Annotated in this window: 14 protein-coding genes; 5 read left to right on the top strand and 9 right to left on the bottom strand. The window is 69.5% G+C overall.

The window, feature by feature from the left end:
- Nucleotides 1-2: 2 nt before the first annotated feature.
- The 4 genes from ACQUS8_RS01535 to ACQUS8_RS01520 all read right to left on the bottom strand — a co-directional run bounded on the left by ACQUS8_RS01535 (nt 3) and on the right by ACQUS8_RS01520 (nt 5,714).
- Nucleotides 3-1,040 (bottom strand): zinc-dependent alcohol dehydrogenase family protein, encoded by a 1,038-nt coding sequence (locus ACQUS8_RS01535; protein ID WP_435095892.1) that lies wholly within the window; start codon nt 1,038-1,040, stop codon nt 3-5.
- A gap of 60 nt (nt 1,041-1,100) precedes the next feature.
- Nucleotides 1,101-3,281, bottom strand: coding sequence for a WD40/YVTN/BNR-like repeat-containing protein (locus ACQUS8_RS01530; protein WP_435095889.1), 2,181 nt, complete (start codon nt 3,279-3,281; stop codon nt 1,101-1,103).
- 312 nt (nt 3,282-3,593) lie between these two features.
- Nucleotides 3,594-5,456, bottom strand: a complete 1,863-nt coding sequence (locus ACQUS8_RS01525; protein ID WP_435095886.1) for a DEAD/DEAH box helicase — start codon at nt 5,454-5,456, stop codon at nt 3,594-3,596.
- 75 nt (nt 5,457-5,531) lie between these two features.
- A complete protein-coding gene (locus ACQUS8_RS01520) occupies nt 5,532-5,714 on the bottom strand; it encodes a hypothetical protein (protein WP_435095883.1) in 183 nt (60 codons plus the stop codon).
- Nucleotides 5,715-5,805: 91 nt separating this feature from the next.
- Here ACQUS8_RS01520 and ACQUS8_RS01515 point away from each other — a divergent pair, with 91 nt between their 5' ends.
- Both ACQUS8_RS01515 and ACQUS8_RS01510 read left to right on the top strand, forming a co-directional pair.
- Nucleotides 5,806-6,198 carry a DUF2178 domain-containing protein gene (locus ACQUS8_RS01515; RefSeq protein ID WP_435095881.1) on the top strand — a complete coding sequence of 131 codons (393 nt, stop codon included), beginning with the start codon at nt 5,806-5,808 and terminating at the stop codon, nt 6,196-6,198.
- Nucleotides 6,199-6,200: 2 nt separating this feature from the next.
- A complete protein-coding gene (locus ACQUS8_RS01510; RefSeq protein WP_435095879.1) occupies nt 6,201-6,428 on the top strand; it encodes a helix-turn-helix transcriptional regulator in 228 nt (75 codons plus the stop codon).
- Here the strand turns inward: ACQUS8_RS01510 and ACQUS8_RS01505 are convergent.
- A complete protein-coding gene (locus tag ACQUS8_RS01505; protein ID WP_435095877.1) occupies nt 6,425-7,147 on the bottom strand; it encodes an ArsR/SmtB family transcription factor in 723 nt (240 codons plus the stop codon). The two genes, ACQUS8_RS01510 and ACQUS8_RS01505, sit on opposite strands and share 4 nt — an antisense overlap.
- A gap of 317 nt (nt 7,148-7,464) precedes the next feature.
- Between ACQUS8_RS01505 and ACQUS8_RS01500 the strand changes: the two genes are divergently transcribed.
- Nucleotides 7,465-8,244, top strand: coding sequence for a helix-turn-helix transcriptional regulator (locus ACQUS8_RS01500; protein ID WP_435095875.1), 780 nt, complete (start codon nt 7,465-7,467; stop codon nt 8,242-8,244).
- Nucleotides 8,245-8,391: 147 nt separating this feature from the next.
- Here the strand turns inward: ACQUS8_RS01500 and ACQUS8_RS01495 are convergent, their stop codons facing one another.
- Entirely contained in the window at nt 8,392-9,012 is a 621-nt protein-coding gene (locus ACQUS8_RS01495; protein ID WP_435095873.1) for a VOC family protein, read from the bottom strand.
- Nucleotides 9,013-9,162: 150 nt separating this feature from the next.
- Here ACQUS8_RS01495 and ACQUS8_RS01490 point away from each other — a divergent pair, with 150 nt between their 5' ends.
- Both ACQUS8_RS01490 and ACQUS8_RS01485 read left to right on the top strand, forming a co-directional pair.
- The gene (locus tag ACQUS8_RS01490; RefSeq protein WP_435095871.1) at nt 9,163-10,317 is read left to right on the top strand and encodes a thiolase C-terminal domain-containing protein; all 1,155 of its coding nucleotides are present in this window, start codon (nt 9,163-9,165) and stop codon (nt 10,315-10,317) included.
- On the top strand, nt 10,314-10,682 hold the full coding sequence (locus tag ACQUS8_RS01485) for a Zn-ribbon domain-containing OB-fold protein (RefSeq protein ID WP_435095869.1): 369 nt from the start codon (nt 10,314-10,316) through the stop codon (nt 10,680-10,682). The genes ACQUS8_RS01490 and ACQUS8_RS01485 overlap by 4 nt, the downstream gene beginning before the upstream one ends.
- A gap of 7 nt (nt 10,683-10,689) precedes the next feature.
- On the opposite strand, the gene ACQUS8_RS01480 is transcribed toward ACQUS8_RS01485, so the two are convergent.
- From ACQUS8_RS01480 to ACQUS8_RS01470, 3 genes are read right to left on the bottom strand one after another with little or no spacing between them, the layout of a single operon-like run.
- Nucleotides 10,690-11,958 (bottom strand): hypothetical protein, encoded by a 1,269-nt coding sequence (locus tag ACQUS8_RS01480; RefSeq protein ID WP_435095867.1) that lies wholly within the window; start codon nt 11,956-11,958, stop codon nt 10,690-10,692.
- Complete coding sequence (locus ACQUS8_RS01475; RefSeq protein ID WP_435095865.1) at nt 11,955-12,185, bottom strand: hypothetical protein; 231 nt, start codon at nt 12,183-12,185, stop codon at nt 11,955-11,957. Before ACQUS8_RS01475 ends, ACQUS8_RS01480 begins: the two co-directional genes overlap by 4 nt.
- A 39-nt stretch (nt 12,186-12,224) precedes the next feature.
- The gene (locus tag ACQUS8_RS01470) at nt 12,225-12,902 is read right to left on the bottom strand and encodes a DUF7547 family protein (RefSeq protein WP_435095863.1); all 678 of its coding nucleotides are present in this window, start codon (nt 12,900-12,902) and stop codon (nt 12,225-12,227) included.
- Nucleotides 12,903-13,012: the final 110 nt, after the last annotated feature.

Genomic DNA, 13,012 nt, shown 5'->3' with positions numbered 1-13,012 from the left:
TCTCAGAGTTTCACGAGGACCTTCACGGCCTCACGCTCGTCCATCGCGCGGTAGCCCTCGGGGACGCCCTCGAGGTCGACGGTCTTCGTGAAAATCGGCGAGGGGTCGAGGGTGCCCTGCAGGACGTCGTCCATCAGGTCATCAACGTACTTCCGGACGGGTGCGACGCCGCCCTCGAGGCCGACGTTCTTCCCGAAGGCCTTGTCGAGAAATTTTCCCTCGTCGACGCCGGCGGGGACGCCGACGAAGCCGACGGTCCCGCCGGGGCGGGCGACGTCGAAGGCGGTGTCCATCGAAGACTCCGCACCGACGCACTCGAGGACGTGGTTCGCGCCGCCGTAGGTGAGCTCCTTCGCGCGCTCGACGGCTTCCTCGCCGCGCGCGGCGACGGTCTCGGTCGCGCCGAACTCCTCGGCGATTTCGAGGCGGTCCTCGTGGTGACCCATCGCGATGACGCGCTCGGCACCGAGGCGTTTCGCGGCGAGCACGCCGCAGAGACCGACCGCGCCGTCGCCGACGACGACGGCGGTGTCGCCGGGGCCGACGCCCGCGCTCACGGCGGCGTGATGGCCGGTGCACATCACGTCAGTGAGAGGCAAGAGGGATTCGAGGACGTCCTCGTCGTCCGCGTAGCGCTCGGGGACACGGACGAGCGTGCCGTCGGCGAATGGCGCGCGGACCTTCTCGCCCTGCGCGCCGTCGTGTTCGCCCGCCCAGCCCTCCTCCTCGACGCAGGAGGTGTAGAGCCCCTTCCGGCAGAACTCGCACTCGCCACAGGAGATGGCGAACGGCGCGAGCACGCGGTCGCCGGGTCGGACGCTCGTGACGTCCTCGCCGACTTCCTCGACGATGCCCATCGGCTCGTGGCCGGTGCGGCCGGGCGTCGGGTAGTCGCGCTCGCCGCGGTAGAACCAGAGGTCGGAGCCACAGACGGCGGTGTGAGTGATGCGAACGACGGCGTCCGTCGGCTCCTCGATTTCGGGGTCGGGCACTTCCTCGACGCGCACGTCGCGTTCGCCGTGGTAGACAGCGGCCTTCATGTGCGGCGCTTCCACGGGCACGAGGAAAAAGCCACCCGCCGCGGCGAACGCTACTGGCAGTCAGTAGAGCGGGTCATCGAAGGACTGTTCGAGGACGACGCCGCTGCCGCCGACGGCGATCTTCGGGACGTCGGGGTCGTCGGTGATGAGCGTCGCGCGGAGTCCGACGTCGCTGGCGTCGTCGCGCGCGAGACTCCACCCGCGGAGTTCGCGCTCGAAGATCTGCGCGCCGCCCCCGGCGGTGACCCCGCGGTCGGCCTGCCGGTCGACGCCGTAGCGGGAGTTCCCGCCGAGCTTCGTCGTCGTCCACACCGCGCCGTTGTAGCGGAAGAGCTTCCCGCTGCCGCCGACGGCCGTGATGTCGTCGCGGGACTGGACGGCGACGTCGTATAGGGTGACGCCCGCGCCATCGACGCCGATGTCCGTCCACGTGTCGCCGCCGTCGGTGGTTTCGTGGAGACGGCCGTTGCCGTCGCAGACGTAGCCCGTCGCCTCGTCGAGGAAGGTGACGGCGTGGATGGTCGAGCCGTTCCCGGGTTTGACGGGCGTGCTCCACGTGTAGGTCCCGCCGTCGTTCGTCCCGCGGATGAACTCGCCGGAGCCGTTCACGACGTAAATCGACTCGCTCCCCGCGGTGCCCGTGACGGCGAGGTCGCGGAACGTCGAGGTGTGGCCGTCGGGTGCGGTATGGTTCGTGATGGTGCCAGTGGTCGTGTCGAGGCGGCCGAGTGCGCCGCTTCCGCCGCCGAACCAGACGACGCTGCCGTCGTCGGTCGTGCCCGCTCCGAGGAGGTTGTTCCCGCCGCCGGTCGGGCCGTTTCGGAGGACGACCTCCCACGAGCCGTCGTTGCGCGCAATGACACGCCCGGAGCCGCCGACGGCGTAGAGGCCAGCGCCGGAGTCCACGACGTCGTAGAGCGTCTTCGAGACGGGCGTCGAGACGCGCGTCCACGAGCGATTGGCGAGGCGCTCGACGGACACCTCGGTGCCCGAAACGCTCGTCGTGAGGTCCGCGGCCGTGCCGTCGGTGACGGTGAAGCCCGACACGTCGCCGCCGTAGTCGTAGGCGTCCTTGCTGTCGCTCCCGCCGACCGTGCCGGAGACGTGGTGGCCCGAACTCGTCGTCTCCACGGTGTCGGTACTGTCGGCGCTCGCGGCTTTCCGGGTGCGCGCCGTCACGTCGAACGCGTAGGTCGTCGTCGCGTCGGCGTTCGAGGCGACGGTGACGGTGTCCGGGTAGGTGGTGAAGTCGTCGCGCTCGAAGAGTCGCCCGGAGTTCCCGCTGATGACGTCCGGGTAGGTGCCGGTGGTGTCGAGGGCGACGTCGCGGAACGTCTTCGAGGAGTCGACGTCGTGGGCGGTCCACGCGCCCGCGTCGTCACGCGTGTAGGCGTATCCGCTCGACCCGACGGCGATGGCGTCGCCGTTCGCGTACTCGACGGCGCGAACGCTCGCCTCTCCGGGCTTGTGTTCCGTCCACGAACTCCCGTCGTAACTGTAGACGTAGCCGCTGGAGCCGACCGCCGTCACGTCGCCGGTGCCGGCACCGTCGACATCGTAGAGCGAGACGGAGGCGGCGTCGACACCAATTCTCGTCCACGTGTCTCCGCCGTCGGTCGTCTGGTAGACGTTCGCGGCGGTGTCGCAGAACCAGCCGGTGCCGTCCCCATGGACGACGAGCGCGCGAATCGTGTTCCCGTCGTTCACCTGCCGGGGGCTGCTCCAGTCCATCCCGCCCTCGGCCGTCTTCTGACCGGTGACGAGTTCGCCGCTCCCCGTGACGACGCGGACGGTTTCCTCGCCCGCAGAGCCGGTGACGGCGACGTCGTGGAAGGTGTCGGTGAGGCCGTCCGGGTGCGAGTAGTCGGTGAACTGCTCGTCGACGACGTCGTACTGACCGACGATGCCGCTTCCGCCACAGGCCCAGAAGTTCCGGCCGTCCGCAGAGGCGTCCGCGCCGTGGAAGTCCTTCGACTGGGCGGTGAGGCCGGCGTCCAGTATCTTCTCGTACCCCTGCTCCCAGCCGCCGACGCGCCGCGCGACGAGGTCGCCGCTCCCCGCGGCAGCGTACGGGCCTTCCTCGGTCATCGTGACGGCCTGGATGGATTTCTGCGTCGGCGACTCGACGCGCGAGAACGAGAGCGCGCTCGCGGCGTCCGCGCCGCCGAGGAGTGCGCTTCCCGCCGCCCCGGCGGCGAGCGTCTGCACGAACGTCCGTCGGCTGAAGGAATGTTCAGTCACGGTCAGCGCCTCACGCCGCGCCCCCAAAATAGTCAGCCAACAGAGTGATTACGGATGAGCGGTGACGTCGGGTGAACGGTCCGGACGGAAATCAATACCGGGATTATTGGTGGATGAGTGGACGTACGGCACGTTACGAACCTGATACAGGGCGAACGAACTCCCCGTATCCGGGTCGGGTTTAGACATCTCTACGACGTATACAGTAGTTGTCAGTACTGTCGAGAGTGGTGCGCGCTGACACGGTCACGTCCTCGCGTCCGGGCGACGCGGGTCGGGATGGGTGTCAGTCGTCGCGTTGCTCGCGTGTTACTACTGCTCGCTTTCTCGTGGCTGCTCGCTCGTGTTCGGGTCGGTAAATGCCTCGGCGTCGGCCTCGCGAATGCGCGCGCCCTTCTCCGCGAGGTGGCGCGTCTGGTTGCGCGCGAAGTCCTCCTCCTCGGTACCGCGGGTGGCGAGCACGTAGACGAGCGCGCGGCCAGCGGGCCGCATCGTCCGACCGGCGCGCTGTGCGCCCTGCCGGCGCGACCCGCCGAGGCCGGAGGCGATAACCGCCAATTCGGCGTCCGGGAGGTCGATTCCTTCGTCGGCGACGCGCGAGACGAGGAGGGTGTCGCGCGCGCCCGAACGGAACTCGTGGAAGATACGCTCGCGGCGGGAGTGGGGCGTCTCGCCGCTGACGAACGGGAGGCCAAGCGCCTCGCCGAGGCGTTCGCCCTGGTCGATGTAGTCCACGAAGACGAGCGTCTTCGCCTGCGGGTGCGTCTCGAGGATGTGCCGGACTTCCTCGACCTTCGCGGGGTTCGAGGCGGCGAGCATCCGGCGCTCGTGGCCGTCCGCGCTCGCGTACTCGTAGCGGTGCTCGTCGTCCTGCCACGGGACGAAGCGAATCTCGACCTCGGGTTCCTGGACGAACCCTGCCTCGAAGAGCGCCTCCCAGTCGGTGCCGATGGGCGGGCCGATGAGCGTGTAGATGTCCGTCTCGCGGTCGTCGCCGCGCACGGGTGTCGCGGAGAGACCGAGCCGATGGGCGGCCTGCAGGTCCGTGGTGCGGCGGAAGACGTCGCTCGGGATGTGGTGTGCTTCGTCGTAGACGACGAGCCCCCAGCGTTTCTCGTCGAAGAGTCGCCGGTGGCGCTCCATCCCCGCCGTCGAGTAGGTGGCGATGGTGACGGGACCGACCTCCTTCACGCCGCCGTGGTACTCACCGACGTCGGCGTGCGTGAGGGTCGTGTACTCGAGGATGCTGTCGCGCCACTGGCCGACGAGTTCGCGCCCCGGGACGAGGATGAGGGTCTCGCGCCCGACGGACTCCATGATGCCGAGCGACGCGACGGTCTTGCCGCTCCCGGGCGGGCCGACGAGCACGCCGGAGCCGGACTCGACGAAGCGCTTCACCCAGCCGCGCTGGTAGTCGCGCAGCGAGAGCTGCAACTCGACGTCGAGTTCGGCGCCCTCGTCGAGCGTCCGGTCGTCCTGCACGGGGTAGCCGGCCTCGTAGAGTTCGCGCTTGACGGTGGCGACGGCTTCGGCGGCGACCCACGCCTCGGTGTCGCTGATTGGCGCGCGAATCGTGCCCTCGGAGAGCTTCTGCTCGGCGACGTTCCCCATCATCTCCGGGGTGTTCGCCTCGAGGACGACGTAGCCCTCCTCGTGCGTGTAGAGGCGGAACTGGCGCGCGCGCCGCCATTGGTCGGCGACGAACTCCTCGAGCGAGGGGTAGTGCTCGCCGAGCGCCTGTCGGACGGTGCGGCGCAATCCCTCCAGGTCGTCGTGGGGGGCGCCCCAGACGTCCTCCGCGCGTACCTTGTAGCGGTAGGCGTTCTCGCCGGTGGTGTCGGTGAGCGTCGCGAACTGCGCGAGTTGCGCGCGCGTGAACTGCGTGGGTTGGTCGGCGACGACTTCGCGGTGCTCCGGGAAGACGACGACGCGTTCGCGTTCGGTCGTCTGCGCCCAGTCGGTGGGGAACCAGACCACCGGGTCGTTGGAGACGTCGACCCGCTCGACGGCGCCCTCGTCGGCGGCGAGGGCGTCGAGGGCGTCGCTGGCGTCGGCCTGCGTCCACCCGAGGACGCTCGCGAGGCGGCCCGCCGTCACGACGGGGCGCCCGACCGATTCGAGCGCGTCGTAGAACGCGTCGACGGAGAGCTCTGGGCTGTCGGCTTCGTCACTCACTACACGCGAGTAGGCGACTGGCGTTGAAACGGTTTGCGTCGTCGGCGGCGCACAGCGGGAGTGGTGACGCGAGCGTTACGACGCGCGGCGAACGCTACGGGCGGCCATCGTCGCGGCGACGAGCGCCATGCCGGTCGCGGCGACGGTGGCCAGCGCCGTCGCGTCCCGGAGGAGGGCGAAGGCCGCCGTGACGCCGAGCGCGCAGGTGAGCAGGCCGAGGAGAACGGTGGGACGGTCGGCGGGGTCGAGGACGGGCACACCGGAAGTCGCGTCGCCACATATATCGGTTTTTCGACGGAAAACTTATTTGACTATGTAAAGACGTCTTTACTGTAAAGAGGTGTTTACAATGTCCGCCACTCTCACCCCACGAACCGCGCGCCGCCTCGTCACCGGCCTCACCGTCGTCGCCGGCCTCGCGCTCGGCGTGCTGACCGTCCTCCGGCGGCCGCTCGTCGGCGTCGGCGTCTACGCGCTCGGCATGGTCGGCGCCGTCGCCGTCCAGTACCGGAGCGACGCCGTCCTCTACGACGAACGCGACCGCGCGCACGCCCGCACCGCCGCCGACCTCACCCTCCGACTCTTCGGCTACACGGCCGCCGTCGTCTTCCCCGCGCTCACCGTCGCGTGGGGGCTCGGTTATTTCGACTGGCCGGCGTGGAGCGTCGCCCTCGCGTTCGCCACCGCCGCGCTCTACCTGACGTACGGCGCGCTCAACTACGCCGTCGCCGTGCGGGGCTGACGATGGAGAACTCGCTACGCGACTACCGCGAGCGCCACGGCCTCAGTCAGGGCGCACTCGCCGAGCACGTCGGCGTCACCAGACAGACCATCAACGCCGTCGAGCGCGACCGCTACGACCCGTCGGTCGAGTTGGTCTTCGCGCTCGCGGCGTTCTTCGAGTGTCCCGTCGAGGAGCTCTTCCACCCCGACGTGGACCTCGACGAGACGGCGAGCGACCTCGACGCCTAGCGCCAGCGGCTCCACGCGACCAGCGCGCCGAGGACGCAGACGCCCCCGACGAAGAACGCGACGCCGGGCTGGGAGAGGAGGCCGAGCACGAGATCGACCGGGCCGACGGCGTGGCCGCCCGACGTCATCGTCGTGCTCGTCTGCGTCGCCGTCGTCGTACTCACCTGCGTCGTCGTCTCGCCGACGTCCATCGAACTGAACCCCTCGGTGGTCGTCGTGGTCGTGCCGGCACCGCTCGTGCCGTCCGCGTCGCCGGCCGACCCCATCGTCGGGATGACCGTCCCGGGGGCGGCGACGGCCTGCACGACGAGGGCGCCGAAGCCGATGGCGCCGACGCTCCCGAGGAAGCGCTTCAGGGCGTCGAAGGCGCTCCGCGTCGTCTCCTCGTCGCCCGCCATCACGACCACGGAGTCGTTCGCGGGGGCGTACACCTTCATCTCGGTGCCGCGCTCGGAGTACCACGTGTCGGCGACGGTGACGAGGCCGGCGTCGCGGAGGCTGTCGAGGTGGTACCGGGTGTTCTGGAGGGACGTGTCGGCGGCGTCCGCGAGGTCCGAGGCCGGACGCGGTTCCTCGTAGACCGCGGCGAGGATGGCGCGTGCCGTCCGCGAGGAGAGGGCGTCGAACACCTCGTCCGCGGCCTCCTCGTCGATGCCGAGGAGACGCGACCCGTCGGTGTCGGCGTCGACGTCAGACTGAAACGGGAACAGACTACCCATCAGTTGTCGGACTATTTGACTCGCTCGACAAATAGTTTCGCGTCGCGCGTCGGTGGGGGAGGCCGGAGGCGGGACGCGCGACGCGACTGACGGGGTGGAGGGCCGATACGGAGACCACCGCGAGAGGACGCCGCCGAAATGGGGGCAGTGGCGACGTCCGAGAGTGTCCGTCCCGTTCTACCCCATCGTCTCCTTCGGAGTGCGGGTAGTTAGCGTTACGTCGTGAACGGTTGTTCATACCGTGCACACCCGCGGTGCGCGGCGGCGGTCCGCGCTCTCCGGGACCTTAATTAGTCCCTGCCGCGCTACACGACGATATGGACGCGTACGAGGCCGCGAACTTCGTCTTCGGGTCGCGGAACCGGCTCTCCGTCCTCCGCTCCCTCCGCACCGAGCCGGGCCGCCCCCGAGGCGTCGCCGACCGTGTCGGCGTCTCGCGCGCCACTGCACAGCGCTGTCTCCGGACGTGCGCCGACGAAGGGTGGGTGGAGCGCGTCGACGGCGACTACCAGCTAACCCCGGTCGGTGAACGAGTCGTCGAGCGCGCGCTCGGCCTCCTCGAGGAGTTCGGCGTCCTCGACGAGCAGGAGGCGCTCTTCGCCGACCTGCCGCCCTTCGACCCGCCGCTCCCGCCCGCCGGCCTCGCGGACACCGACATCGTGACCGCGACGCGCGAACAGCCACACCGGGCCGCCCAGGCGTTCGCGGACCACGTCCGTGAGTGCGGTGCCGACCAGTACGACTGTGTCTCGCCGACGATGACGCAGCTCTACATCGACGCGTTCGGCGCCCGCATCGAGGACGGCGCGAGCGTCGAACTCGTCTGTCCCGACTCCGTGCTCGACGCCGAACGCGACGTCCGCCCGGACAACGTCGCGCGCTCGCTCGCCCTCCCGACCTTCGACCTCTACGTCCGCCCCGAGGAACTCGACTACGCGCTCGTCCTCACGGACGAGGAGGTGTGCCTCGGCGCCATCGACGAGACGCAGGCGTTGAGCGCGGTCGTCTGGACGGACGATGCGGACGTCCACGCGTGGGCCCGCGAGCGCTACGACCGGGAGAAGGCGGCCGCCGAGAAGGTCACTCAGACGGGGTAACCGTCGAAGCGGGCGACGTCAAGACGGGAGTCCGCGTCGCCGAGCGTCTCGACGACGACGTCGCCCGTCGAAGACGCGGCGGACCAACTCACAGTGGTGTCGAACGGGACGCCGTGACGGCCTGCGGAGGAGTGGGTTTCGCGCCGTTCAGAGCCCGCTGGACCCGGACGCGGCGTCGGGCAGGTCGGCGCGCTCGACGGGCAGGCCGAGTTCTTCGAGGGCGTCGACCATGTGCTCCTCCTGGGCGTACTCGGCGCCGTCGGCGACGCGGTTCGCGTGGGTGCGCGCGAGCACTTCGCCGCGCCGGTCGTCGGGGATGTCGAACTTATCGGCGGCGAGTTCGATGGTGAGGCCGTTGTGGTCGCGCGTGTAGAGCGAGTGGAAGACCCCGCGGTCGAAGACGCTGTAGCGGTGGCCGTTCTCCTCTAAGCCCTCGCGGACCTCCTCGAAGTCCTCGGGGTCGAAACTGAACGCGAGGTGGTGGACGCCGCCGATGCCGACGCGCTGGGGCTGGGGGTTCGACTCGCGCGACTCCTCGACGAAGAACGTGAGGATGCGCCCGTCACCCGTGTCGAAGAAGAGGTGAGTGACTTCGGGGGCGTCGAGGTTCGGCTGGCGCAACACGAGGGGCATCCCGAGGATGTCGCGGTAGAACGCGACGGTGTCCTCCTCGTTCGACCCGATGAGGGTGATGTGGTCGACGCCAGTCATGTGCATCGCGCTGTCGGGGAGTTCTGCGGTGACGGGGATGTCTGAGTCGTCGGTCATGGAGTATCGTCGTGTTACCTGATTCGTGTGCGAACCGGATAAACCCTCGCGGACGGCGAGGTTAGCGGGTGACGTCGGTGTCACCAGGGCGAGCGGAGCGAGCGACGGCGGAACCGAACGCTCAAGGGTCGCCTCCGAGAGAGGGCGAATATGGATCGGGTAGCCGTCATCGGCGCGTCGATGACCCAGTTCGGACAGCGCGACGCCTGGGTCCGCGAGTTGCTCGCGGAGGCCGGCGAGGCCTGTCTCGCCGACGCGGACGTCGACGCGAGCGAGTTGGATCACCTCTACGTCTCGAACATGGCGAGCGGCGAGTTCGAGGGCCAGACCGGCGTTCCGAACGCCCTCGCCCACGACCTCGGCGCGCTCGGTGCCTACACGCAGCGCGTCGACCAGACGAGCGCCTCCGGCGGTGCCGGCGTCTACGCCGCCTGGCAGTCCGTCGCGTCGGGCGCGAGCGAGTTGACGATGCTCGTCGGCGGCGAGAAGATGACACACCGCACGACCGCCGAAGCGACGGACGTCATCGCCTCGCTCACCCACCCCGTCGAGTACAAGCACGGCGTCACGCTCCCGAGTTTCGCGGGGATGACTGCGCGCCATTATTTGGAAAAGTACGACGCGCCCCGTGAGTCGCTCGCGAAAATCGCCGTGAAGAACCACAAGAACGGCGTGGACAACCCACACGCCCAGTTCCGGAAGGAGGTCGATGAGGAGACGGTGCTGGAGTCGCCCATCGTCGCCGACCCCCTGCGCCTCTACGACTTCTGCCCGATTACGGACGGGAGCGCCGCGCTGCTCTTCTGCCCCGAGTCGGTCGCGGCAGAGTACACGGACGACTACACCGTGATTTCGGGCATCGGCGGCGCGACGGACACCCACGTCGTCCACGAGCGCGAGGACCCCACCGTGATGGGCGGCGTCGTCGACTCCTCCGAGGACGCCTACGAGATGGCCGGTCTCGGCCCCGACGACGTCGAGGTCGCGGAACTCCACGACATGTTCACCATCCTCGAAGTCCTCCAGAGCGAGGACCTCGGCTTCTTCGAGAAGGGCGAGGGCTGGAAGGCCGCCGGCGAGGGGATCACGGCACGAGACGGCGAGTTGCCCGTGAACACCTCGGGCGGCCTCAAGTCGAAGGGCCATCCGCTCGGCGCGAGCGGCGTCGCACAGGTCTATGAAATTCACCAGCAACTCACCGACAGCGCGGGCGAACGGCAGGTCGACGCGGACGTCGGCCTCGCCTGCAACGTCGGCGGGTTCGGGAACTGCGTCACGACCACGATTCTGGAGGCCACGTCATGAGCTTCGACGCCTACCGCTGTCCGAACGGTCACGTCACGTATCCCGCACACACGGTCTGCCCGGAGTGCGGCGAAGAACAGACCGACACGGTCGACCTCACGGACGAGGTTGGCGAGGTCGTCACGTGGACGACGAGCACCGCGACGCCGCCCGGCGTCCGCGAGCCGAACCACCTCGGCATCATCGAGTTCGACGTCGAGGGCGAGACGGTGCGCGCGCTCGGCCAACTCACCGAGCCCGTCGAGAGCGGGACCGCGGTGACGCCCGTCTACTGCGAGGAACTGCGCGACCCCGAGGCAGGCATCCGCGAGGCGGAGAGTCAGGAGTGGGACGGCTACCGGTTCGCACCCGCCGAGGACGCGTAACGCGCGCTCACTCGTCGGGGTCCGGCTCGTCGGGTTCGTCCGGGTCGTCATCGTCCGATTCGTCCTCGTCGCTGCCGTCACCCGATTCGTCGGGCTCGTCAGGTTCGTCCGGCGCGTCGGAATCGTCGTCGTCCGGGTCCGCTTCGTCGTTGTCGTTCCCGTCGTCGTCCGTCTCGGGACGCAGCGATGTGTCGGCGTCGTCGGGCGTGGCGGTCCGCGTGAACTGGTCCTTGACGAAGCCGGCGGTTCCGGTGTCCGAATTGCCGGACTTACCGGCCGGCTCGCCGCTCGCCGCGTCAGTACCGCCGGTCGACGCGTCGGTGCCATCGCCCGATTCGCCGGCGCTCTCGGTGTTCGTCGTCCCCATGTCGCCGTTCGACCGACCGGCATCGCTGCCTTTCGCCGCGTCGGCGGACGTATCGGCGGGTTCGTCGGTCTCGGCGGCGTTCGATTGTGCTGTGTCGTCATTCCCGCCAGTCACACCGCTGAGGGCGCCGGAGAGGAATCCCGCGCTCCCCCCGTCGTCGCCCGCGTCGCCGGACGCGTCCTCCGCGGGCGTGTCGTCGCTCACGGTTGCACTACTCGAGGCGTCCTCGCTCGACGCGTCGCCCGCCGCGTCGTCCGCCGTCTCCGCGGGCGACGTCAGGTCGGCGTCGTCCGGCGTGAGTGAGTGCGACGTCTCCTCGTCCTCCTCGTCCTCGGGGACGGTTTCGAACTCGTCCTTGGAGAAGCCGCCGTCAGCGGCGGTTTCACGGTCGCTTCCAGACGACTCGTCGGAGTCACTGTCTTCGTCGCTGTCCGAGTCATCGTCCTCGTCATCGTCGTCGCTGTCGGGTTCGTCGTCCTCGTCCGCATCCACGTCGCCGTCCGCGTCGTCGTCGCCCGAATCGCTGTCTTCGTCCTCGTCGTCGTCGCGATCTGCATCGGAGTCGCCATCGCCATCGCCGTCGTCCTCGTCATCGTCATCGCTGTCGGGTTCGTCGTCCTCGTCCGCGTCGACGTCGCCGTCCTCGTCATCGTCGCCCGAGTCACTATCGTCGTCGCCGTCCGAATCGCTGTCGTCGTCGCTATCGGAGTCGCCGTCCCCGTTGCCGTCCGAGTCCTCGTCGTCATCGTCCGGGTCGTCGTCATCATCGTCGTCCGAATCGGAGTCGCCGCCGTCGAAGGCGAGCAGGCCACCGTCGTCGCCGTCGTCATCGTCGTCGGTATCGATGTCGAGCGACCACCACTCGCGGAGGTCATCGTAGCGGTCGCGCAGCGCTTCGAGAACGCTCACGCGTCCTCACCCCCGTCCTCGACGACGCGCGTGCGGAGGGCGTTCGTCCGCCGCTCCAACCAATCGAAGAGCGGGTCGAGCGGTGGGACGTAGGTCGCGGGCGACGGGTCGTCGTCGAGTCGGTCGTTGTACGCCTCGACGCGCCGCTGGACGTCCACGACGAAGCGCTCGACGGTGCCGTCCGGCCGGTCGTCGTCGTTCGCCCCGTCGGTGTCGCGCTCGGTCATACGCGAGTATACCCGACGAGCGCCCAAAAGGCGCGGTCCTCACCCCGACGGGCGCTCGCCGTCGCCGTCGTCACCTTCCTCGTCGGCATCGCCGCTCGTGTCGTCCTCCCCATCGTCGTACTCCTCACGGAGCACGTCGAGTTCGTCCTCGACACGGCGGGCGCGCTCCTCGCGGTCCGCCCGACGTTCGCGCTCGGCGGCCTCGCGCCGCTCGGTCTCGCGGGCTTCACGCGCCTCGCGCGCCGCCTCGACTTCGGCTTCGAGGTCGGCGGTGAGTTCGCGCGCCTCGGTGAGCAGGTCGCGCGCCGTCCGGTCCGACGGGAGGGCGTCGCCGCTCGCGGCCGCACGTAGGTCGTCGATGGCGGCGTCGAGGCGGGCGAGCGTCTCCCGGCGTGCGTCCGCGTCCCGCTCCCGTCTGTCTCCCGACTCGGCCGCGCGAAGCCCGGGTTCGAGGAGGCGGAGCGCGGAGCGGAGGGCTTCGAGCGCGCGCAGCTGCGCGTCGAGCACCGCGACGGCGGCCGGAATCGCGTCCTCGGTGGCGAATTCGATGGCTTCGCGCGGGGTCGGCGGGCGCGGCAGGCCGAGCGGCCCGCGGGGAATATCGCGGCCGTGTCCTCGCTCGCGCTCGCGTTCTTCGAGACGCTCGACGGCGCGTTCGAGTGCGGCGACGCGCTCGGCCAACTCCGCGTCCGCGTCGTCGTGTTCGTGGTCGGCCATCTCAGACTCCTACCCCGAGAGAGGAAGCGAGAGGGACGTTCTCGGGCGCGAATCCGGAGGCGGCGTACGCCTGGCACTCTGCGAGTCGGGAGTCGGGGACAGGACGGCAC

The organism is Halarchaeum sp. P4 (genome assembly GCF_051195175.1).
In the GTDB taxonomy this organism is placed as follows: Archaea; Halobacteriota; Halobacteria; order Halobacteriales; family Halobacteriaceae; genus Halarchaeum.
This window is presented reverse-complemented; position numbering and strand designations above follow the sequence as displayed.